Raw genomic sequence first — 23,205 nt, 5'->3', positions numbered from 1 at the left:
GGAACTTAGCCGTCAAATTTTTGGAGGGCCGTTAGCTGGGTGAATTCTTATGCTCGAAATAGTTTCTACAAGTAAATTAAGCGCGCAGCAAAAGCGGAATCAGGTGTATCCTTATTATGCCGGATTTAGCTCGAAATTTGTTGAAACAATTTTGGAACACCTGTGTATTACCAAAAGAGATGTAGTGTTGGATCCATGGAATGGATCTGGTACTACTACGAAAGTATGTGCAGATGCTGGTATAAATTCGATAGGTGTAGATATAAATCCGTTTATGAATATTGTTTCAGATGTGAAATCATTGTCATTGTCCGAGATATCGAATTCTTGTTTTTCTGTAGAAGCTCTTTTGAATTCTTTTCAAGATATAGTCGGTGATGAGAATATTGCCCACAAAGCGGCTGCGACCTTTACGAGAGAGGTTTTGCAGAAAAATAACTCAAATGAAAATGTAGTTAAGTTTTTGTTGGCCAACTCTGTTCGCCGGGTCTACAAGCAGGCCAAAACGAAAAATCCAACCTGGTTTTCATCGGACATAATAACAGGCATTCCACACTCCGGCGAGAAACTGTTGGATTCTATAAAACTCGAATTGAAGCAAACGCGTGATCGGTTTTCTCAATTTAAAAAAGAACCTGTCTTGATGCGGCCGAAGCTTGAAACTGCCAATTTTAAAGAATGGCTTATTCCAAGCGAAGTCAGCCACATCATTACATCGCCGCCATATCTAACGCGGCTTGATTATGTTAAAAAAACTCTTCCGGAACTTCTTTATCTGAATGAGATGGTCGGTGTCGATATTGCGGCGCTCCGTGAAAGCATGACAGGAAGTGTGCTGACAGGACGCTACTCAGTCGATCATGAAGTCGTGTATATAGGCGATAGCCTTACGGCAACTCAAATATTGAAGCAAATATCAGGTCATCACTCTAAAGCGTCCAAGGGTTATTATCTGAAATTTTATAAAAATTATTTCGAGAGCATGCAGGATTCTATACGTAAAATAGCCAAATCGAAGGTAAAAAGTGTTGTCTGTGTCACGCAGGCTTCTTACTATAAAGAAATTTATGTTGATCTTCCTTTGGTGATTTCTGAATTTTTCCTTTCTTGTGGATTTAAGGAGCAGAGCAGGTTATCGTTTACCCCGCTGAATTCGATTGTGACTGTCAACAGATCTAGTTACGCGTCGGCACAAATTTTGCCGGATGAGACTGTTTCTATATTTGAGGTTTCTAAATGAAGGCCACGTTATCTCCAACGTCAGTTGCCGATTTTTGCCAGGATCTTATAGCTAACAAAATAACTGTTAATAGGGATTATCAAAGGGATGATCGTGTCTGGAGTTCCTATGTAAAATCTTACTTTGTCGAAAGTATACTTCTTGAGTATCCGATACCAAAGATATTTTTATATGTCCGCTACAATCTTAAAACAAGGACTAGCACAAAGGAAATCGTGGACGGGCAGCAGCGCAGTCAAGCGCTAAGGCTGTTTTATGAAAACAAGATGCGGATTTCAACAAAGGTTGAGACTGAAGAACTTCGAGGAAAAAGATACAAAGATTTAGACGATCGCCTGCAGGGAGTATTTTTGTCTTACTCTCTTGCTATAGATGAATTTACTGGTGTAACAGAAGACGAAATTCGCGAATCGTTCGCAAGAATGAATGTCCATAATGCTACACTAAATTCTGAAGAGTTGCGGAACGCAAAATTTCAGGGCCCTTTCAAAATTTTTATTTTCCGAATGACGCGGGCGTTTAGAGAATTGATGCTGGATGCTGGAATTATATCGCGTCGCGATGTTATTCGTATGGCTGATACGAGATTAATTTCCGATATAGTACATATTATACAAAAGGGTTTTTTTACTACAAGACCGCCTGATATTGACTCGCTTTATAGGGAGTTCAATACAGATTTCCCTAGTGAGGAGTCCCTTGAAAAGACTTTGAGATCCTCGTTTATATATTGGCACGAGAATAAGCTCGTAGAATTTCGAAGATTTAGTAGTAAGCATGTGTTTTACACACTGTTATGTGCCGTAGCAGAACGTACTCATCCTGGATTGGTTGTGCAGCATATGAGTGCAGACCAGAGAGCTATCTATGAGAAAATCATGGGTACTCATGTAACACTAGACCAGCTTGATGCTAGTCTAAGGTCCGAAATTAGTACTGAGGATGGTGATGAAGATGTAGGTGCGCTCACGCCCGATCCATCTCTGTCTGAATTCGTCGCTGCTTGTGCGGAAAAGACCAATGTTGCGCATCAAAAACTCATAAGATTTTCATATTTTTCATCGGCGTTGCAGGAATATGACTCGGCCATATCTTGATATCAGTGCGTTTCGAAATCATTCGCAGCGCCGAGCGAAGCGTTTGCTAGACACTTACAATGATAATCGCTGGCGAACGGAAGCATATCGAAGCTTCCTAATAGGAACACTTGTCCTTGAGTTGGATAATTTGCTTATTCAGTCATTGCGTGCGTATGCTTTTTGTCGAATTTGGCAAGGTCAACGCTCTGGCATAGTTGCTAAAATTGACCGTAAATTTATGAGTAGCGCCGAATACACCGCCCACTTCGTCAGGATTTTAAGCCCAGCAAAATATGTTAAACTTCACAGCCCGACCGTTTTGAGCCGGGAGCATGAGTGGTCTATTCGTGACCCCAAAGATGTAGCCAAAATTATTCAAGGAGTTTGTGGAGCAGTTCCGGTAGAGTTAAATAATGCAATAGCACTAAATTGTCGTGTATTTTATGAGACAAAAATAGTTAGGCATTTTTACGCTCACCGTTGCGAAGATACGATGTTGAAATTAAAGGCAGCGCTTCCGATATTTAGCTCCGGTATTATTAATCATCCCGATGATTATTTAGAAAATATCCTACCGGGCTCGTCGGAGGCAAAATTTATAACATGGTGGTCTGAATATGATGACTTTTTTTCTGTAGCCTAAGCTTTGATTTGTTGATTTTGATGTCTTTGTGTTATTGCCCCGCCCCCTCAAGCGACCCTCGCAAACTCCACAGATACTCGCCCTACTGGTTGGTGATATAATCGACTTTCCAGCTGCCGTGTTCCTTGACCGGGGTGTAATAGAGCGTCACGGGGTCGAAGTTGCGGAACTGGACTTCGAGTGCGGCGGTCTTTCCGAGGATGATCTGTTCGCCGACCTGGAGTTCAGGGGGGCTGTACGCTTGGCTGGATCTCCGGTGGTTGGCTTGCCCCTCACCCTAGCCCTCTCCCCGCTTGCGGGGAGAGGGGACGACCGTGGGTGTCGTCTCTGGTGTTTCTGTCCATCTTGATCTTTGAAGGGACGAGAGGGTGCGGCTTGTCCCTTCTCCCCGTCTGGACGGGGAGAAGGTGCCCGACAGGGCGGATGAGGGGCGGGGTGCATGAGAGGCGCGCGCTTAGTTGCGGCGTTTGCGGCGGCACCCCCTCTGCCAGCTTTGCTCCCCCACAAGAGGAGGAGATCGGGTCCTTGGGTGGGGTTGGCCGTTACGCCAGATCGGTGCGCGTGTTGCCGTCAGGGCGACGGATTACTTCCCCGGCCGCCCCGTCTTGCCCTTCGTCTTCTTCTGCCGTTTCACATCCCCCGCATCCTCATAGGAGCCGACGCCGGCCTTGGCGCGGACGAGGGGTCTGGGGTCGTCGCGGGCTTCCCCCTCATCCGCTCTTCGCGCACCTTCTCCCCGCTGGGGAGAAGAGGCGCGTTCGGGCTGGCCCTCCATGAGCGGCGAGAAGCGTTTCGCGCTTTTGGCGGCGTCGGGTTTGGCGGGCAGGGCCCCCGTCGTGTTCAGCGGTTTTTCGGTGCGGCCGACGGTCATTTCGTCGAGGCTGTTCTTGCGGAACAGGGAGCGGGCCGGGCGGGTCATGTCTGTGCCGGGGCCCATATTGTCGAGATCGGGTTTGGCGAAGAGGCTTTTTGACGGGCCGGGCTCGCTCGCTTGACCGGTTGCTCCGTCCAAGGCGTTCGGACCATCGGATGATCTCCCCCCTTGTGGGGGAGATGCCCCGAGAGGGGCAGAGGGGGCGGCGGGTTCGGAGGTCTGGGTGGGCTTCCCCCCCTCTGTCCTGGCGGACATCTCCCCCTCAAGGGGGGAGATCGACTCGCGGCTGGTTTTGCTCTTCTTTGCAGACCCTTCCATCGCTTTCGCCTCTTGCCGTGCCATCGGATCGTCCATGACAGCCAGTTCGGCGGCCTTGAGGCGTTTGATTTCGTCGCGGAGGCGGGCGGCGGTTTCGAAGTCGAGGTCGGCGGCGGCGTTGCGCATCTGTTTTTCGAGGGCTTCGAGATGGGCGGCCATGTTGTTGCCGACGAGGTCGGTGATGCCGCCCTTGACGCCCTTGATGCCGATATCGGCGCGGACATGGTCGCGTTCGTAGACCGAGTCGAGGATGTCGGAAATGCGGGCCTTGACGGATTCCGGGGTGATGCCGTGTTCGGTGTTGTAGGCGACCTGCTTTTCGCGGCGGCGGGCGGTCTCCTCCATGGCGCGGGTCATCGACCCCGTGATCTGGTCGGCATAGAGGATGACCTTGCCGTCGACGTTGCGCGCCGCGCGGCCGATGGTCTGGACCAGCGAGGTCTCCGAGCGCAAAAAGCCTTCTTTGTCGGCATCGAGAATGGCGACGAAGCCGCATTCGGGGATGTCGAGGCCTTCGCGCAGCAGGTTGATGCCGACGAGGACGTCGAAGGCGCCGAGCCTGAGGTCGCGGATGATCTCGATGCGCTCCAGCGTGTCGATGTCGCTGTGCATGTAGCGGACGCGGACACCCTGCTCGTGCAGGTATTCGGTGAGGTCCTCGGCCATGCGCTTAGTGAGCACGGTGACCAGCGTGCGGTAGCCGGCGGCGGCGGTCTCGCGGATCTCGCCCAAGACGTCATCGACCTGGGATTTGGCCGGGCGGACTTCCACCGGAGGATCGATCAGGCCCGTGGGGCGAATAACCTGTTCGGCGAAGACGCCGCCGGCCTGTTCCATCTCCCAGGCGGCGGGGGTGGCGGAGACCGCGATGGTTTCGGGGCGCATGGCGTCCCATTCCTCGAAGCGCAAGGGACGATTGTCCATGCAGGAGGGCAGGCGAAAACCGTATTCGGCCAGCGTCGCCTTGCGGCGGAAGTCGCCGCGATACATGCCGCCGATCTGGCTGACGGAGACGTGGCTCTCGTCGATGAACAGCAGGGCGTTGTCGGGGACATATTCGAACAAAGTCGGCGGCGGCTCGCCGGGCTGGCGGCCGGTGAGGTAGCGCGAATAATTCTCGATGCCGGCGCAGGAGCCGGTGGCCTCCAGCATCTCGATATCGTAGCGGGTGCGCTGTTCCAGCCGCTGGGCTTCGAGCAGGCGGCCGCCCTTTTCCAGCTCGGCGAGGCGGAGTTTCAGCTCCTCCTTGATCGATTTGATCGCCTGGTTGAGCGTCGGGCGCGGGGTGACATAGTGGGAATTGGCGTAGATTTTTACCGATTTCAGGTCGTCGGTCTTCTGGCCGGTGAGCGGGTCGAACTCGGTGATCGAGTCGATCTCGTCGCCGAACATCGAGATGCGCCAGGCTGCGTCTTCCAGGTGGGCCGGGAAGATCTCGATCGTGTCGCCGCGAACCCGGAACGAGCCGCGCTGAAAATCCATGTCGCGGCGCTTGTATTGCTGGGCGACGAGGTCGGCGAGAAGCTGCCGCTGGTCGAGCCGGTCGCCGACCTGCATCTGGAAGGTCATGGCGGTGTAGGTTTCCACCGAGCCGATACCGTAGATGCAGGAGACCGAGGCGACGATGATGACGTCGTCGCGCTCGATCAGCGAGCGGGTGGCGGAGTGGCGCATGCGGTCGATCTGCTCGTTGATCGAGCTTTCCTTCTCGATGAAGGTGTCCGAGCGCGGCACATAGGCTTCCGGCTGGTAGTAGTCGTAGTAGGAGACGAAATATTCCACCGCATTGTCGGGGAAGAAGTTCTTGAACTCGGAATAGAGCTGGGCGGCCAAGGTTTTATTGGGCGCGAGGATGACGGCGGGGCGCTGGGTGGCCTCGATCACCTTGGCCATGGTGAAGGTTTTTCCCGAGCCGGTGACGCCGAGCAGGACCTGGGTGCGATCGTGGTGGGCGAGGCCCTCGACGAGGTCCTTGATGGCCGTCGGCTGGTCGCCGGCGGGCTCGAAATCGGACTGCATGACGATCCGGATGCCGCCTTCGGATTTTTCCGGGCGGGCCGGCCGATGCGGCGTCCACAGCTTGCCGTCCTTGAACAGCGGATTGCCGCTCTCGATCAGCGCCGACAGCGCCTCGACGGTCGCGGTGACGCCGCCGGATGCGAGGCTTTCGGCGTCCTCCAGCGACGTGTCCATGCCGGAGACGGGGTTGAGGCCGGCCGCCGCGCGCGCTTTCGGATCCGACGTTCCGCCCATGGAGGTGCCGCGGGCGCTTCTGCTTGCGGCAACGCCGTCCTTGGACTTCGCGTTGGTCTTTTTGTTTTGCGCGCCTTCGGCGTCGCGGGCCTTCTGCGCGGCGATCTCGACCTTCTTGCGGTGCTTGCCGGCCTTGGAGGCGACGTCGTGGCGGGTCTCGATCGTCTCGGCTTCGGCCATGCGCTGCAACTCGTTGGCCCAGTCGGAGACGGAACCTGACAGCGGTGCGCCCTCGAACGAGGCCTGCGGGGCTTCCTCGAAGCCGCCTTGGTCGGGGCGGGCGGATTTTTTCGGTGCTTTCGACATGCCGGGAATATGGAGAGAGTCCGGCGGAAAGGGAAGGGGGAATGAGTACAAAAAGGCAACGGTATCCGTCGTGGCCGGCGCGGAACCGGCGGCCACATGCAGATCGCGCGTCAGTCGCCGATCGACTCTTTCGTCAGATGCGGCCTGCCGTTCTCCGGTCCCCGATGCCCGGCGATCCAGGCTGGTATGTCCTCCAGCGGCATGGGCCGTCCATAGTGATAGCCCTGGACGATGCGGCAACCGAGCATGCGCAGGATCTCGGCTTCCTCGGCGGTCTCGACGCCCTCGACGACGATTTCGATGTGCAGCGCATGGCCGATGCCGATCAGCGCGGAAATCAGCGCCTGGTTCTGGCGGCTGGCGGCGATGCCCGTGACGAAGCTGCGGTCGATCTTCAGCCGGTCGATGCGCAGGCTGACGAGGTAGGCGAGCGAGGAATGACCCATGCCGAAATCATCGACGGCGATCCGGTAGCCGGCCTGTTCGAGGCGCGCCAGCTCCTCGCCGGCGATGACGGCGTCCAGCGTCGCCTCCTCGGTGATCTCGATCTCGAGTTTCGACGGATGGATGCCGAACTCGGCAATGATCGGTTCCAGCATGGCCGAAAGACTATAGCTGGAGAATTCGCGCGGTGACACGTTGATGGCGACGGCGGTGTCGGCAAGGCCGAAGCCCGGCAGGCGCCGGATCAGGTCGGCGGCGGCGGTGGCGATATGGCGGGTCAGCCGCTCCGACATGTGCAGCGCATGGGCTGCCAGCACCACTTCCGGCGGGCTGACCGGCCCCAGCGTCGGATGGCTCCAGCGCAGCAACGCCTCGAAGCCGACAATATGGCCGTCCGAAAGCGCGACCTGCGGCTGGAAAAAGACCCGGATGCCGCCGGTTGCGATCGCATCGGCGAGGCCGGTTTCGATGAGTTGCTGGCGGTCGATCTGGGCCTTGAGGTCGGGGTTGAATATTTTCAGCCGGCGCCGGCCGCCCTCCTTGGCGGCGTAGAGCGCGATGTCGGCGCTGGCGAAAAGCTCCTCGGCGGTCTGCCCATGATCGGGAAAGAGGGCCAGCCCGGCGCTGGTGCCAACGGTGGTGGGGCGGCCATAGATGAAAATCGGTTGCTCCGCCGATGCAAGGATGCCGGCTCCGATGGTCTGCGCACGCTCCGCTGCGTCCACGCCATGGAGAATGACGGCGAATTCGTCGCCGCCGAGCCGGACCACGCAGTCGCCCGGACCGGAAAGCTGCGACAGGCGGACGCCGATTTCGACAAGCACCTTGTCGCCGGCGCCATGACCCATCGTGTCATTGATCGCCTTGAAGCGATCGAGGTCGATGATCAGCAGCGCGATCGGATGCGGCTGTGCACCCTGGTCTACGACGAGCGCATGCAGTCGGCCGTTGAAAAGCGCGCGATTGCCAAGCCCCGTCAATGGATCCAGCCTGGCGAGCGTCTCAAGCTGGGTGTTTGAAAGCTTGATTTCGTGATTGGCATTGGACAACGAACCGGCCAGCGTAACTGCCTGCAACCGATCCTCCTCGCTGCGGATGAAGCTCGCCTGGCTCAGGCCGCTGGCGCGCACCATCATGACCATGAGCAACAGAACATCGGCTGCGATCACGCTCGACACCAGCGTTCCCTGACTGACCATCAGGCAAAGCGTGGCGGCAAGCGGCGGGCCGCCAAACAGCAGGGCTGTCGGGGAGTAGGCGGTATTCTGCATCAGGGCGCCGGCCGAAATGCCGGCAACAATGAAAATCACATAGGCATTCGCGCCATCGGTCGCAATGCCGCCGGGAAGAAAGGGTGCAAGTGCCCAGAGCACGCCGGCAATGAAGGCGGTAACGGACAGGATGAGGAGCACTTTCTCCGGGTTTCTTTCGTGCACCTTTTTCCGCTTGATATAAATCACGGCAATCAGCCGGACCAGATTCAGCGTGATGATCGCCGCAAGCCAGATGACGAGGCTTCCGTCCGGCTGGTAGAGCCAAAGCACGATTGCAGTCGTAATCGCGATGAAACAGTTTGACGCGAGCGACAGCACGATGCCGCCCAGCACGGAGACGGCCTGTGCGGTCTTTATCTGCCTAGCGATGGTCGTATCGTCCGGCATCATCCGGATCATTTGCACCATGGTCGCTCCGTGTCGTACCGGCACCTGCCGGCCCGCCCGTCGCAATATGCTCCCGGTCCTCTAATTTTGCTTTAACCGAAATATCGAGCCGGTCGGTCGCTCATCCCGACGACGGCGGTGCGACCTCGTTCCGCCAGATCAGGAACGGGACCAGCGCCAGCACCGCGATGCTGCCATGGACCCAGTAGGCAAGCCAGAAACCTTCCGTCTGAACCAGCCATCCGGCAAAAACATTGCTGGTCGATGCGCCGATGCCCTGTACTGTCATGACCGCCGCCAGCCCGACGTTGAAGCGGCCCGACCCGGAGAGGATGCGTTCGGCGGCGATCGGCGTTGCAATGCCGATCAGGCCCGCGCCGATCCCATCGAGGATCTGGACGGGATAGATCATCCAGAAGTCGGAAATGCTGCCGGCGATAGCGCCGCGCAGCGGCAAAGCCGACAGCGAGATGATGAAAACGGCAGCAAGCCCGAAGCGGCGGATGAGCCAGGGCGTGGCAACCGCTGCGGCGATCATGGTCAACTGGGCGACGCCCGTGATCAGCGCTGTGGTCCGGAAGGGGGTGCCGAGCTGGACGGAAAACTGCTGCGCGACCAGACGGCTGATCGGCGCGTTACCAAAATGAAACACCAGCATAACGACTGCGAGAACAATCAGGCCCCGCGTGTTCAGCAGCACGGACAGCCCAGACGGACCGGGCGCGCCATCGTCATGACCGAGGCCGCGGGCGACCTTGTGGTCGATCCGTGCCGGGTCGATCATCAGGGCGGCTACGACCGCGCCGATCGCGGTGACAATCATCAGACCGATGATACCGCCCATGCCGAAGAAAACCGTCGCGGCATAGACACCGCAAAGCGATACGACATTGCCGGCATGATTCCAGAATTCGTTGCGCGAAACCTGTTCGGGAAATGCCGCTTCGCCGACGAGGCCCAGTGTCAACCCATCAGCGCCGGGCCAATCACCGCCCCGACAATCGCGGTGACGGTCTGCCCGCCGATGACGATGGCGACGCTCGGGATGGCCAGCGTCAGAAGAGCGGCCGTGGTGACAAGGACGACCGGAACGACGACAAGCAGGCGCTTGTAGGGCGTGCCGTCGACCAGCGCGCCGAACAACGGCGTCGAGATCATGCCCAGAATACCGCCAAAGGTGGCGATCATGCCGAGAGAAAACGGCGACCACCCATTTGTGGCGAGATAGGCATCCAGAAAGGGGCCGAGACCATCGCGGGCATCGGCAAGAAAGAAGTTGAGTGCAGCAAGAGCGACGAGAGGTGTTCCCGCCACGGCAGAAGAGGATGATCGCTGCACGCATTTCTCCTAACGATGTTGACCCGAAATGCTGCTGAAACCCGTCTGCCGGGTTCATGTGGGCGAGACAACGGTTTTTACGATGGGTTGATCCTGAAGAGCAGTTTGTGGGCGGACACCCGTAACGGCAAGCCTGCGAAAAATGTTCCCGTCCAAACTCCGTTTGATAAGTTTGCAACGCCTGTCGTTTGATGTCTTGCAGTCTCTTGAATGAACGGTAAATGCTTCGCGCTTTCTTTCATCCTGTTCAAGGAATCGCCTCATGCCTTTTGCCATCAACGCGGCTGCAGTCTGGCCGATCGTGCTTTTGGTTTTCTCCAATGTCTTCATGACTTTCGCCTGGTATGGACACCTGAAATACACGTCGTCACCGCTTTACATGGCCATCGTCGCCAGCTGGGGCATCGCGTTCTTCGAATATTGCCTTGCCGTACCGGCCAACCGCATCGGCCACACGGTTTATTCCGCTGCCCAGCTGAAGACCTTGCAGGAGGTGATTACCCTGATCGTGTTTGCCGGTTTCTCGGTGTTCTGGCTGAAGGAATCGCTGACCTGGAACCATGCGATCGGCTTCTGCCTGATCGCCGGCGGCGCGGCCTTCGTGTTCAAGGGGTAGTTGCGGGTAGGTTATCCCTCTCCCGCGATCGTTTGGTTTCCTGGAAGGGGTGATTTTCACCGGCCTGAATTTACGCTATCGTCTGATTCAGGCGGAGCCCACGCCTCCTCCCTCCACGCGGGAAAGTATCATTTCATACGGGGCTGTCTCCATCCACCGAACCCACCGTTCGAGCATTCAGCACAAGGAGGGACTGCAGAACCTGCTCGCGACGGGAGGTTGTCGATGAAACTGTCTGAATCTGTTTTCCGCCTGAAGCGCAAGGCAAAGCTTCTGTCGCGCTCCGAAAGCATTCGGCTTCATGAAGCTTTGCGGCGTGTCGCCGTGGAGGAGGGATATACCGATTGGAGCCTGCTCGTGGCGAAGTCACGCGCCAGCTCGCATGCCGAGTTATTTGCTCGATTGAAACCCGGCGACCTCGTCCTGGTAGCCGCACGTCCGGGCCAAGGAAAGACACTGTTAGCCCTCAAACTGGCTCTGGAAGCGATGAGGTCCGGCAACCGGGCTGCCTTTTTCACACTGGAATATACCGAGCGGGATATCGCCGACCGCTTTCAGGCAATCGGCGCTGATCACGCTCAATATGCCGGATTGTTCGCTTGCGACTGCTCGGACGACATACATGCCGATTACATCATCCGGGTTCTCGCGTCTGCGCCACCCCGAACGCTGGTCGTCATAGACTATCTACAGTTGCTCGATCAAAAGCGCAGGCATCCAGATCTGGGGGAGCAAGTTCGTGCGCTTCGTACTTTCTCGCGCGATCGGGATCTGATTATGGTCTTCATTTCCCAGATTGATCGTTCTTACAATCCGTCTTTGAAGCCGTATCCCGATCTCAGCGATGTGCGGCTGCCGAACCCGCTCGATTTGCGGCTCTTCGACAAGACGTGTTTCCTCGGCAATGGTGAGGTTCGGTTTCAAGGCGCAGACTGACGTGGCGGTCTACCGCATTGCAGGGACTGAATTTTGTGTAGCGGGTTTCCCAAACCTCCGTCATCCCTCTGACGAACACAGGTATGACGGGAGCTTGTTGTCGGCTTTGTCAAAGCAGCATCCCGATTGTTTTCACGTCTCGGGAGGAACCGCCTTCGGTTTTCCATTCTCGTCCAAGGCCACCATGACGAACAAGGCGTCGGTGACCTTGTCCATGCGGTCGGAGAGATAGCGTTGCGCCCAGGCCTCGACCTTCAGCGTCATCGAGGTGCGGCCGACCTTGACGACGTCGGTATAGATGCACAGCGTGTCGCCGATCTTCACCGGCATTTCGAAAGCCATTTCCTTCACCGCCGCGGTGACGACACGGCCCCTCGCGCGTTCGGCGGCGCGGATGCCGCAGGACAGGTCCATCTGGGCCATGACCCAACCGCCGAAAATGTCGCCGGCCGCATTGGCGTCGGCCGGCATGGCAAGGGTTCGCAAGGTGAGGTCGCCGTTCGGTCTGGACATGATCAGTGCTCTCCGTTCCCTAAGCATGTAGCCCGGCCTTTGCCGATGGAAAAGGGTGACCTGCACATAATTGACATGCAACTGCGGCCGCCTTCGCGTCGCCATCGTCATGAACGAGTAAAACCCCGGTCGGAATTTAATAGTCGCGCGTTAGGAAATTAGAAAATGCCCCACGCTATCGTCTTTTCAGACAAAGGGGATTTTTTCAATGAAGCATCTCAGTATTTCGGTGCGCCTTTACTTGCTGGTGGCGCTGGCGCTTGCCACGCTGGCTGCCGCCATGACCTTCGGCCTGTTTCAGCAGCAGGACAGGCTGGTCACGGAGCGCAAGGCCATGCTGGAGGCCATGAACGAAAACGCAATTACGGTGTTCGACGCCTTCTACAAGCAGGAGCAGTCTGGCCTTCTCAGTCAGAAGGACGCGCAGGCCCGCTCGATCGAGGCGATCAGCGCGATGCGCTATCAGGACAGCGGCTATTTCTGGATCAACGACATGCATCCGACAATGGTCATGCATCCGATCAAGCCAGCGCTCAACGGCACGGACCTGACAGCCAACAAGGATCCGAACGGCAAGCATCTGTTCGTCGCCTTCGTCGACGAGGTGAAGGCCAATGGAAAAGGCTTCGTCGATTACTACTGGCCGAAGCCGGGCGCCGAGGAGCCGGTGCTGAAATATTCGCATGTGGCGGGCTTCAAGCCCTGGGGCTGGGTGGTCGGCACTGGCGTCTATGGCGATGACCTTGCCGCCATGTTCCGCGAGGGGCTGATCCAGGTTGCGGTCATCTGCGGTTTCGCGGCTCTTCTCATCCTGCTCGCCGCCTTCTCCATCGTGCGCAGTGTCGTGGGTCCGATCGAACGGTTGAAAACGGCCATGCGGGCAATCGCCGACGAAAATGTTTCGGCTGACATTCCCGAGACGGATCGTGGCGACGAAATCGGCCAGATGGCCGGTGTGCTGGAAATCCTGCGCGGCTCCGTCAAGGAGCGCATCGAGCTTCGCCACCGCGAGACCGCGCAGCAGATGCAGATGGACGAAGAGCGGCGCATCAACGAACATCGCACGCAATCCGGTGCGCAGGCGCAGGCACAAGCGATGGCGGTGGTCGGCGTGGCCCTGGAAAAACTGGCGAGCGGCGACCTGACGGCAGAGATCGATCACATCTCGCCCGAATATTCCAAGCTTCAGGACGACTTCAACACGGCGGTCGCCGCGCTGCGGGGCGTCATCCAGTCGATTTCCCAATCGACCGAGGTGGTGCATGACAGCGCCGGCGATATTTCGGAAGCAGCGAACAACCTTTCGCGCCGGACCGAACAGCAGGCGGCGGCGCTCGAGGAAACGGCGGCCGCGCTGGACGAGATCACCTCCACCGTGCGGAACTCGTCGGAGCGGGCTGCGGAAGCGCGCAACATGGTGACGCAAACCAAGGGCAGTGCCGCGAAATCCGGCGACATCGTCAGCAATGCGATCTCCGCGATGAGCCGGATCGAGGGCTCCTCCAGCCGGATCAGCCAGATCATCGGCGTCATCGACGAGATCGCCTTCCAGACCAATCTTCTGGCGCTGAATGCCGGCGTCGAGGCTGCACGCGCCGGGGAGGCCGGCCGTGGTTTCGCCGTCGTCGCCCAGGAAGTGCGCGAACTGGCCCAGCGATCGGCCAACGCCGCCAAGGAGATCAAGGAGCTGATCCGCAATTCGGCAAAGGAAGTCGAAACCGGCGTAACGCTGGTACGCTCGACCGGGGACGCGCTGAAGGAGATCGAGGATCTGGTCAACCGCGTCAACGACCACGTGGTTTCGATCGCCACTGCCGCACGCGAACAGGCGACAGCGCTTGCAGAAGTCAATACGGCCGTCAACAGCATGGACCAGATGACCCAGCAGAATGCCGCAATGGTGGAAGAGACGACAGCGGCAAGCCAGACACTGGCGCAGGAAAGCCGCGAATTGCGCAGCCTGCTTCAGACGTTCCAGCTGACTGCTACGAACCGGCAAACTGGATACAGCCGCGCCGCGTGATTCGATTTGTGACGCATTGCGCTTGCCCGCGTTCGAAAGGACGCGGGTATTTTTATGCCGAAGGGACATGCCGCAGCCGTTCGCGCCAGTCTGAGCCGGGCAGGGCGTCGCGAGCAGACAATCAGAATTTCTGCGTGGCGCAGGCCGAGGGATTCAGGGTGTCCGGCAACGGGGAGTGCCGATAGGCACGGCGGTCCCACCTCTTTCCTCGCGCTTTGTTGCCGTGCTGGCCGAGCGAAAGGCTTCGTTTACCCTGTTTGCATAGAATCCCGTTTCAGGACAGGCAGCCGGGTCCGTGCCCGCCTTTTGACACAGGCGGATGGGAGCTTCGGCTGCAGGCTGGAAGCGCGTGGTAGCGCAGCGCAATCGCGGGCGGTTTTCCGGCGGGCGGAACCTGCGGCATGGCGAAGGGCGGCAAAGAGTATGGCGTATGGTTTCCCTTTCACGCGGCAGGTGCTGGTTCTTGCGCTGTCGCTGCCGCTTGCGGCCTGCTCGACGGACGATCTCAGCCCCTCGGCACGCATGGAGCCCACGGCGCGCGTCCGTGCCGTCGCGCCTGTGCGGCAACCGGTCGAGACAGCCGCTGATACAGAGATGGATACCGGACCTGTCGAGCCCGTTCGCCAGGCCGAAAAGCGGCTGCCGATGATCGACAGCGAGCCGGATACGTCCTTCCAGACGGCCAGCGTGCAGCCGATGGCGGTGCCGCCGGAGGGGGTGGATATGGACGCCATGCTGGGCGTCGCGCCGGCTGCTTCCGTGACGGGGCTCGCCGAGGAGCAGAGCCGGGAGATTGCTGAGGGCAATGTCGGCCAGCCCGTCGTCGGCGGCATCGGCGGTGACACGGTGCAGCAGCTTGGTACAAGCCGACCGGCAGAGGTTGCCGTGGCCAGCGCAGATCCGGGCTATGATCCCGACCTGCCACCGCTCAGCCCGGAAAAACTTGCCGCGGAGGAAGCGCGCAAGGTGCAGGCGCTGGAGCAGCAGCAGCGGGTGATGTTGCAGAAGAGAAAGGCGGAGGAAGAGCGGCAGGTGGCCTTTCTGCCGCGGGCAGACAATCCGTTGTCCGAGCCTGATTTTACCGGGCGGATGCCGGCCGACGAGGCGGCATGCCGGCAGCGGCTGAAAAAGCTGCGCGTCGAATTTCGCGATGTTCCAAGGATCTCCAACGGTAAGGCCTGCGGCATCGATCATCCGATCGAACTGTCCGGCCTCTCCGGCGGCATCGACGTGAAGCCAGCGGTCAAGCTGAACTGCGAGGTCACGGAAGCTTTTGCGCTCTGGGTCAAGAACGAACTCGCGCCCTCGGCCCGCTATCGCTATCTCTCCGGCATCAAGACCATCAAGCCGCTCGGCGGCTATTCCTGCCGGACGATGAATTCGCGGCGCGGCAATCCGATGTCGGAGCATGCGCGCGGCAATGCCATCGATGTCGGCAAGTTCGTGCTGAAGTCCGGCAAGGAGATCGACGTGCGCAAGCCCGGCTTCTTCGCCTTTCGCGAAAAGGGGCTGTTGAAGGCGGTGCGCAGCGACAGTTGCAAATATTTCAACACCGTTCTCGGCCCCGGTAGCGATCCTCAGCACAAGGACCATTTCCACTTCGATCTCAGAGACCGCAAGTCCGGCTACCGGCACTGCGATTGACACTACCGCTCCAGTTCCGAAAGAAGCCAGTGGCGGAAGGCCTTCATCGAGGCGGTCTCGCCGCGTGATTTCAGCCGTGTCAACCAGTAGCTTCCGGTCAGCGCAGTAATCGCGAAAGGCCGGACGATCCGGCCGGCGTCCAGATCGTGGCCGAACATGGCGACGGGCACCAGCGCCACCCCGACGCCGCGGGCCGCCGCCTCCACAAGGGTCAGGGACGAATCGAACACCCAGCCACGCCGGCCCGGCGGGTCCATTCCGGCTGCCCGGAACCACAGCGACCACTCATCCAGCCGGTAGGAACGCAGGAGTTCGACACTGGCGAGATCCGCCGGGGATCGAAGGTCTGCGGCGATCGCGGGTGCGCAGACGGCCGAGAGCGGTGCCTCCATCAGGTGGATCGCCTCCGTGCCATGCCAGGCGCCGTCACCGAATCGGATGAAGAAATCCAAGCCGTCAATGAGGATGTCGGAACGATTGTTGTTGGTCTTGAGGCGCAGGTCGACATGCGGGTGCAGCACCTTGAAGGCGGCAAGCCGGGGCAGGAGCCAGCCAATGGCAAAGGTGCCGACGACCCCGAGGGTGAGGATCTCGTGGAAATTGCCCTCCTCGAACTGGCTCAGCGTCGCGCTCATCCGTTGGAAGGCATCTGTCAGCACCGGCAGCAGCGCCTGTCCTTCGTCGGTCAGCGTCAGCCCGCGCGGCAGGCGCTTGAACAGGGTGACGCCCAGCACCTCCTCCAGCGATTTCACCTGATGGCTGATCGCGGTCTGCGTCACCCGCAGTTCCAGTCCGGCGCGGGTGAAGCTGGTATGGCGGGCGGAGGCTTCGAAGGCGCGTAACGCATTCAGCGGTAGCTGGGAAATGTCCATCGATCCTCCGAGGCCAAATTTTTCTCATGTCTGAGCCCAGAATTGATCGTTTGTCCAGGGACTACGCGGGGCCCATAGTCCAGGCCGGGAGATGCGCCGACGCCCGGAACCGGCGAGGCGGCACGGCTTCTCCCGGCCCGGACGCTACCGGAAGCCGGTTCCCCCGCAAGAGGATTTCCACCGCTCATGAAGAACATTCTTTCGATGTCGCTTTTTCTTGCAGCCCTACCGCTTGCCGGCGCTGCCTATGCCGAAGACAGTGGTGCAGCACTCGCGAAGGTCGTGGAGCAGGCCGTCGTCCCACTGATGAAAGAGCACAACATTCCCGGCATGGCCGTGGCGGTGACGATTGACGGCGAGCGTCACTTTTTCAATTTTGGCCTTGCTTCCAAGGAGAGCGGTCAGAAGGTCAGCGAAAAGACGATCTTCGAGATCGGCTCGATCAGCAAGACTTTCAGCGCGACAGTCGCTGCCTACGCTCAGGTGCAAGGAAAACTGTCTTTCGACGACAAGGCCAGCCAGTCCATGCCATCCCTGAAGGGCAGCAGCTTCGACAGGATCAGCCTCCTGGAACTCGGAACCTATACGGCAGGCGGGCTGCCGTTGCAGTTTCCCGACGAAGTCGGCAATGAGAAAGAGATGATCAACTACTTCAGCAATTGGCGTCTGGATTTCGACCCCGGCACCCATCGGCGCTATTCGAACCCCAGCATTGGCCTCTTCGGGCATCTTGCGGCCCAGAGCCTCGGCAAGCCGATGAAGGAGCTGCTGCAGAAAGAGATCTTTCCGGCATTCGGTCTCAGCCACACCTATGTCACGGTGCCCAAAAGCGAGATGAGCCATTATGCCTATGGCTACAACAAGAAAAACAAGCCGGTACGGGTGACCCCCGGCATGCTCGACATCGAGGCCTATGGCGTCAAGACCACATCGGCTGACCTCATCCGGTTCGTGGAAGCCAATATCGACAGCAGCGAGCTGCCGGACCCCATTAAGCGCGCCGTTGATCTGACCCAGACCGGATATTACCGGGTGAACGGGATGACGCAGGGGCTGGGGTGGGAAATCTATCCCTATCCCGCCGATATGGACGTGCTTCTGGCCGGAAATTCACAGGATATGGCGCTGAAGCCGCATCGCGTGGAAAAGCTTGAGCCGCCGCTGCCGCCGCAAAGCGACGTGCTCATCAACAAAACGGGGTCAACGGGCGGTTTCGGCGCCTATGCGGCTTTCGTCCCGGCAAAGCGGATCGGCATCGTCATGCTGGCCAACACGCCCTACCCGAACACCGAGCGCGTTAGGGCGGCCTACAGCATCCTGAGGTCTTTGGACGAGAGCCACTGAACGAACGGCAAAAAAAAGAGGCCGGCGAGAGCCGGCCCAAAGGAACCGTGCCGAAAGGGGATTGGGACGGTTCGTGCAAATCATGCGAGCGTGGAATGTCCACGGCGCGAAAATGATTGAAGATGGTCACCGTTTCATGACAGGAACAGGCCTTTCCAGAAATCCGGCAATCGCCGGATCTCCACAGCACCGCCACGGTTGTCATGCCTCCTATTTCCGAACTCCTGCCCTTTATTCTCACGCTTGCAGCAGCGGGCGTTGTCGCCGGCGTGCTGGCAGGTCTCTTCGGAATTGGCGGTGGGGCGATCCTGGTGCCGGTATTCTACCAGGTGTTCGGCCTGCTCGGGGTCGATGATTCGGTGCGCATGCAACTGGCGCTCGGAACCTCGCTTGCGATCATCGTACCGACCTCGATGCGCTCCTTCCTCTCGCATCGCAAGCGCGGTGCGGTTGATATGGCGCTGCTGCGCAGCTGGGTGGTGGCCGTGCCGCTCGGCACGCTGATCGCGTCCGCCATCGCCGCCTATGTCTCGGGCGAAACGCTGATGACGGTGTTTGCGGTGATCGCGCTTCTGATGGCGCTGCGCATGTTCTTCAACCGCGACAGCTGGCGGATCGCCGACGATCTGCCGCGCAATCCGGTGAAATGGCTGGCAGGCGTGGTCATCGGCATCCTATCGGGGCTGATGGGCATCGGCGGCGGCGTGCTCAACAATATCTTCATGACGAGCCATGGGCGCACGATCCACCAGGCCGTCGCGACGTCTTCCGGGCTCGGTGTGCTGATCTCCATCCCCGGACTGGCCGGTTACATCTGGGCGGGATGGGGCGATGCGGGTCTGCCGCCTTTTTCGACCGGGTTCATCAACTGGATCGCCGTGGTCCTGATCATTCCGATCACGCTCCTCACGGCACCGCTGGGCGTGCGGCTGGCCCATGCGATGAGCAAGCGTCAGCTGGAAGTCGGCTTCGGATTGTTTCTCACACTGATTTCCCTGCGCTTTTTCTACGAAATCCTTGGCTGAACGATCTGTTTGCTGATTCCGGCGATTTAGCGGATGAAATTTTCGGCGCGACGCTCCATATAGAGCGTCTCCTTCCGCATCAGTTCTCCCGGAACCCACTCCATGGCGCCCATTGTTTCCGTTTCCAACCTCGTGAAGACCTATGCGAGCGGTTTTCAGGCGCTGAAAGGCGTCAGTCTCGACATAGAAGAAGGCGAGATTCTTGCTTTGCTCGGCCCGAACGGGGCCGGCAAGACGACGCTGATCTCGATCATCTGCGGCATCGTCAATCCTTCCGGCGGAACCGTGCTTGTCGGCGGCCATGACGTCGTCAAGGATTTTCGCCAGACCCGGTCGCTGATTGGGCTGGTGCCGCAGGAACTGACGACCGACCAGTTCGAAACGGTCTGGAACACAGTCTCCTTCTCGCGAGGGCTGCACGGCAAGAAGCCGAACCCGGCACATATTGAGAAGGTGCTGAAGGACCTGTCGCTCTACGACAAGAAGGACAATATGCTGCGCGAGCTGTCCGGCGGCATGAAGCGGCGCGTCCTGATCGCCAAGGCGCTTTCCCACGAGCCGCGCGTTTTGTTCCTCGACGAACCGACGGCGGGCGTTGATGTCAACCTGCGCAAGGACATGTGGCAGGTTGTCGAGCGGCTCCGGGAAACCGGCGTGACCATCATCCTGACAACGCATTACATCGAAGAAGCCGAGGAGATCGCCGACCGCGTCGGCGTCATCAATGGCGGCCGGATCCTGCTGATCGAGCAGAAGAGCGCATTGATGAAGAAGCTCGGCCGAAAGCAGCTGCGCGTCGAGCTGCAGGATCCTGTTACCGTCATTCCCGAGACCCTGTCCGCCTATGATCTCAAGATCGAGGATGACGGATCTTTCCTCATTTACGACTACGACACGGCCGGCGAACGCACCGGCATCACCACGCTTTTGACGGCGCTGGCGGAAGCCGGGATCCGGCTCAAGGACATCTCGACGCGGCAAAGTTCGCTCGAGGATATTTTCGTGGAACTGGTGGGAGCCGACGCATGAATTTCGAAGCGGTCAAGTCGATCTATTTCTTCGAGATGGCCCGCACGCGGCGCACGCTTCTGCAGAGCGTCGTCTCGCCGGTCATTTCCACCTCGCTCTATTTTATCGTCTTCGGCGCGGCGATCGGGTCGCGCATCCAGGAGATCGAAGGCGTGTCCTACGGCGCTTTCATCACCCCCGGGCTGATCATGCTGACGCTGTTGACGCAGTGCATCGGCAACGGCTCGTTCGGCATCTATTTTCCGAAATTTACCGGCACGATCTACGAGCTTCTGTCCTCGCCGGTGTCAATGACGGAGATCGTGCTCGGCTATGTCGGGGCGGCGGCGACCAAGGGCATGATGATCGGGCTGATCATCCTTGCGACGGCCTCGCTCTTCGTTGATTTGTCGATTGCCCATCCCTTCGTGATGCTGCTGTTCTTCGTGCTGACGGCGGTGACCTTCAGCCTGTTCGGCTTCATCATCGGCATCTGGGCGAAGGATTTCGAGCAGTTGAACCTCATCCCGATGCTGGTCGTTCCGCCGCTGGTGTTTCTCGGCGGCAGCTTTTACTCCGTCAACATGCTGCCGCCCTTCTGGCAGGCCGTCAGCCATTTCAATCCGGTGCTCTACCTGATCAGCGGCTTCCGATGGAGCTTCTTCGAGATCGCGGATGTCAACCCGGTCGTGAGTTTTGCCATCATCGTCGCTTTTCTGGCGCTGCTGATGGGGCTGCTGACGTGGATCTTCAGGACGGGTTACCGGTTAAGGGCGTAGGGAGCGGTTAGCGAATAGTAGGTGGCGAACTATTCGCTGTTCGCCACCTTTACTACACCGCCTCCTCCAATTCGCAATCTTTCGTGCCGATCGTCATGGCATTGCCGCGCCAGACAAAGGCGCCGCTGCCCCAGCTTCGGATCCAGACCAGGGGCAGCATGACGTCGCGAACGATGATGGCGGGCAGGGACAGGAACGAGACGCGCCAACCCTTGGCAAGGCCGAGCGCCAGTTCCGGCAGATAGATCGCCGCAGTGACGGCGGCGGCGACCGCATAGGCATTGACGCCGAAAAGAATGGCGGCGGTGACGGCGAAAAGAAGCGGGGGCAGGGCTCCAAGCAGAACTTCCGGTGCGAAGAACAGCGGGAAGGTGACGCGCCGCAGGCGCGCCCAGCGGGCCTGACGCGACCAGACCTCGTGACGGCTGCGGCGGCCAAGCGGCTGGTCGAAGGGCGAGGAGACCAGATGCACCTTGTAGCCGAGGCGATTGACCAGCTTTGTCGCGGCGGCATCCTCGGCGATTTCGTTTGCCAGCGCCTCAATGCCGCCATTGCCGTCCAGCAGCGGCTTGAACCAGAGCATGCTTTTGCCCTGCGCGAATCCGAAGCCAACGGCTTCACCGGCATATTGCCATCGGGCCTGCTGCGTGTTCAGGAACATGCATTCGACCTCGGCCCAGAAACCTTGCGGTCGCGCGCCGATCGGTGTCGAGCAGACGAGGCCGGTATTCTTGCGCCGGCCTGCCATCAGATGGGCCACATAATCCCTCGGCATCAACACGTTCGAATCGGCAAGGACCACCCAGTCATGCCGTGCAGCCTTCCAGCCCTTGACGCAGTTGTTGAGTTTGGGATTGGCGCTGATCCGGTCCTCGCCGGTGAGGATGCGGGCGTGAACCGCAGGATGTGCGGCCATCGCCTTGCGCATCTCGGCGATGACCGGATCGCGCGGGCTGGCGACGCAGAAAATCAGTTCATATTGCGGCCAGTCGAGCGCGAAAGCGCGCGCCAGGGTTTCCGTCGTGAAAGGCTCGATCCCGTTAGATGGAACCACGATCGAGACGGGCGAGCGCTCCATGACCGGCGGGGCGGGGGTTCCTGTTCGCACCATTCGCCAGCCGGCGATGATGATGCTGAGAAGATTGATGGCGATGAGGATGGCCGCTGCGGCGGCGAAAGCGATAGCCATAGGCATGTCCTTGCTCGCGCCGCCACCTGAAAGGAATGCGCGGCAGCGCATGATGGCCCAAGAGACATCATTGTCACATGACAGGCGGATGACATCGGCGCTTGCGCACAAAGCCATCAGCAGCAATGAACGGTTTTCCTGTGGGCTAATCCCGCAGCCGCAGCTCGTCCGTCTGCATCTGAAGAAAATCCAGCGTCGAGAGAAAGCTCATGCCAAGCAGGCTCTGGTCGAGCTTGCCTTCTTCCGCGACCGTGGCGCGGACATCGGTGCGGACGATGGGGCCGATCGATACCCGCGCCAATGTGACGGGGGCTGCAAGCGCCATGCCGTTGGCAGTCATGACGGTCTGGGTAAAGGCGAGGCTTGCCGGGTCAAGGCCGAGCGTCTCGGCATCCTCGTAGGACAGGGCGACGGTGCTGGCGCCTGTGTCGACGAGCATCGGCACGGTTTTTCCATCGATCTCGACCGGTGTCTCGAAATGCCCGTTCATTACCTTGTGCAGAACGACTTCCTGTATGCCTTCATTGTCCGTGAAGACGGTTGCGCGGCCGGGAACGAGGCCGGCGGCAAGGCGGCTGCCGAAGGATTCCAGATCGCTGCGGTAGAGATAGGCGGTGACCAGGGCGAGGACGATCAAAGCCCAGATTGCGAACTGAAGCAGGCTCTCGCCAATTGTGCGGCGGCTTCGCACGATACCCGCGCTTAACAGAACTCCCAGCGCTCCCAGTGTCAGCAACCGGCCGAAATCGTCATTGACAATTCCGAAGGTGCGGCCGCTGTCATGGTTGAGGATGAGAAAGATGAGCCCGACGGCAAGCACGCCGAGAAGAACGACCAGCAGTCTCATTCGCCACCGACCCTTTCGCGAGCCATGCGGGTGCGGCGCGTTTCGCGGCGGGGCTTTCGTTCCAAGGTTTCCATGCGGGCGGGGAGGCTGTCCATGATGCTGCGGCGCTCCTCGGAGGAGTACAGCGTCCATGCGCCGATTTCAGCGCTCGTGCGGCCGCAGCCGAAGCAATAGCCGGTCTTCATGTCGATCGAACAGACGAGGATGCAAGGCGATTCCATAGAGGGTGTGGCGTCCGTCAAAATGAAGCTTG

18 protein-coding genes and 1 pseudogene are annotated in these 23,205 nt (G+C 59.1%); 11 read left to right on the top strand and 8 right to left on the bottom strand.

From position 1 onward, the window contains the following. Positions 1-49 precede the first annotated feature (49 nt). The 3 genes from PY308_RS12790 (at position 50) to PY308_RS12780 (ending at position 2,962) form a co-directional block, all read left to right on the top strand. Entirely contained in the window at positions 50-1,240 is a 1,191-nt protein-coding gene (locus tag PY308_RS12790) for a DNA methyltransferase (RefSeq protein WP_275783063.1), read from the top strand. After that, positions 1,237-2,337, top strand: coding sequence for a DUF262 domain-containing protein (locus PY308_RS12785; RefSeq protein WP_275783060.1), 1,101 nt, complete (start codon positions 1,237-1,239; stop codon positions 2,335-2,337). Before PY308_RS12790 ends, PY308_RS12785 begins: the two co-directional genes overlap by 4 nt. A gap of 121 nt (positions 2,338-2,458) precedes the next feature. Continuing rightward, positions 2,459-2,962 (top strand): hypothetical protein, encoded by a 504-nt coding sequence (locus PY308_RS12780; protein ID WP_275783057.1) that lies wholly within the window; start codon positions 2,459-2,461, stop codon positions 2,960-2,962. Positions 2,963-3,545: 583 nt separating this feature from the next. Here the strand turns inward: PY308_RS12780 and uvrB are convergent. From uvrB to PY308_RS12765, 3 genes and pseudogenes are all read right to left on the bottom strand, one after another. After that, positions 3,546-6,713 (bottom strand): excinuclease ABC subunit UvrB, encoded by a 3,168-nt coding sequence (gene uvrB, locus PY308_RS12775; protein ID WP_275783054.1) that lies wholly within the window; start codon positions 6,711-6,713, stop codon positions 3,546-3,548. 110 nt (positions 6,714-6,823) lie between these two features. Continuing rightward, the gene (locus tag PY308_RS12770; protein WP_275783052.1) at positions 6,824-8,839 is read right to left on the bottom strand and encodes a putative bifunctional diguanylate cyclase/phosphodiesterase; all 2,016 of its coding nucleotides are present in this window, start codon (positions 8,837-8,839) and stop codon (positions 6,824-6,826) included. Positions 8,840-8,939: 100 nt separating this feature from the next. Beyond that, positions 8,940-10,156, bottom strand: a pseudogene (locus tag PY308_RS12765) (MFS transporter). A gap of 262 nt (positions 10,157-10,418) precedes the next feature. Here PY308_RS12765 and PY308_RS12760 point away from each other — a divergent pair. Continuing rightward, on the top strand, positions 10,419-10,772 hold the full coding sequence (locus PY308_RS12760; protein ID WP_275783049.1) for a DMT family protein: 354 nt from the start codon (positions 10,419-10,421) through the stop codon (positions 10,770-10,772). A gap of 225 nt (positions 10,773-10,997) precedes the next feature. Beyond that, positions 10,998-11,708 (top strand): DNA helicase, encoded by a 711-nt coding sequence (locus tag PY308_RS12755; RefSeq protein WP_275783047.1) that lies wholly within the window; start codon positions 10,998-11,000, stop codon positions 11,706-11,708. A gap of 132 nt (positions 11,709-11,840) precedes the next feature. Here the strand turns inward: PY308_RS12755 and PY308_RS12750 are convergent, their stop codons facing one another. Next, entirely contained in the window at positions 11,841-12,221 is a 381-nt protein-coding gene (locus PY308_RS12750; protein ID WP_275783044.1) for an acyl-CoA thioesterase, read from the bottom strand. Between the two features lie 208 nt (positions 12,222-12,429). Between PY308_RS12750 and PY308_RS12745 the strand changes: the two genes are divergently transcribed. Further along, positions 12,430-14,244 (top strand): methyl-accepting chemotaxis protein, encoded by a 1,815-nt coding sequence (locus PY308_RS12745; RefSeq protein ID WP_275783041.1) that lies wholly within the window; start codon positions 12,430-12,432, stop codon positions 14,242-14,244. A 423-nt stretch (positions 14,245-14,667) separates the two neighbouring features. Next, positions 14,668-15,888: an extensin-like domain-containing protein gene (locus tag PY308_RS12740; RefSeq protein ID WP_275783038.1), complete on the top strand. Its 1,221-nt coding sequence runs from the start codon at positions 14,668-14,670 to the stop codon at positions 15,886-15,888. Positions 15,889-15,890: 2 nt separating this feature from the next. On the opposite strand, the gene PY308_RS12735 is transcribed toward PY308_RS12740, so the two are convergent. Beyond that, positions 15,891-16,760, bottom strand: coding sequence for a LysR family transcriptional regulator (locus PY308_RS12735; RefSeq protein ID WP_275783036.1), 870 nt, complete (start codon positions 16,758-16,760; stop codon positions 15,891-15,893). A gap of 186 nt (positions 16,761-16,946) precedes the next feature. Here PY308_RS12735 and ampC point away from each other — a divergent pair, with 186 nt between their 5' ends. The 4 genes from ampC (at position 16,947) to PY308_RS12715 (ending at position 20,916) form a co-directional block, all read left to right on the top strand. After that, positions 16,947-18,104: a class C beta-lactamase gene (gene ampC, locus PY308_RS12730; protein ID WP_275783034.1), complete on the top strand. Its 1,158-nt coding sequence runs from the start codon at positions 16,947-16,949 to the stop codon at positions 18,102-18,104. 203 nt (positions 18,105-18,307) lie between these two features. Beyond that, entirely contained in the window at positions 18,308-19,129 is an 822-nt protein-coding gene (locus tag PY308_RS12725; RefSeq protein WP_275783031.1) for a sulfite exporter TauE/SafE family protein, read from the top strand. 102 nt (positions 19,130-19,231) lie between these two features. Beyond that, positions 19,232-20,158 (top strand): ABC transporter ATP-binding protein, encoded by a 927-nt coding sequence (locus PY308_RS12720; protein ID WP_275783029.1) that lies wholly within the window; start codon positions 19,232-19,234, stop codon positions 20,156-20,158. Next, positions 20,155-20,916: an ABC transporter permease gene (locus PY308_RS12715; RefSeq protein ID WP_275783026.1), complete on the top strand. Its 762-nt coding sequence runs from the start codon at positions 20,155-20,157 to the stop codon at positions 20,914-20,916. The genes PY308_RS12720 and PY308_RS12715 overlap by 4 nt, the downstream gene beginning before the upstream one ends. A gap of 52 nt (positions 20,917-20,968) precedes the next feature. Here the strand turns inward: PY308_RS12715 and PY308_RS12710 are convergent, their stop codons facing one another. The 3 genes from PY308_RS12710 to PY308_RS12700 all read right to left on the bottom strand — a co-directional run bounded on the left by PY308_RS12710 (position 20,969) and on the right by PY308_RS12700 (position 23,173). Further along, positions 20,969-22,105: a ceramide glucosyltransferase gene (locus tag PY308_RS12710; protein ID WP_275783023.1), complete on the bottom strand. Its 1,137-nt coding sequence runs from the start codon at positions 22,103-22,105 to the stop codon at positions 20,969-20,971. A gap of 145 nt (positions 22,106-22,250) precedes the next feature. Continuing rightward, a complete protein-coding gene (locus PY308_RS12705; RefSeq protein ID WP_275783020.1) occupies positions 22,251-22,952 on the bottom strand; it encodes a retropepsin-like aspartic protease family protein in 702 nt (233 codons plus the stop codon). Beyond that, a complete protein-coding gene (locus tag PY308_RS12700) occupies positions 22,949-23,173 on the bottom strand; it encodes a DUF1289 domain-containing protein (protein WP_275783016.1) in 225 nt (74 codons plus the stop codon). Before PY308_RS12700 ends, PY308_RS12705 begins: the two co-directional genes overlap by 4 nt. Between the last annotated feature and the right edge of the window lie 32 nt (positions 23,174-23,205).

The sequence above is a fragment of the Pararhizobium gei genome (assembly GCF_029223885.1).
GTDB lineage: Bacteria > Pseudomonadota > Alphaproteobacteria > Rhizobiales > Rhizobiaceae > Pararhizobium > Pararhizobium gei.
This window is presented reverse-complemented; position numbering and strand designations above follow the sequence as displayed.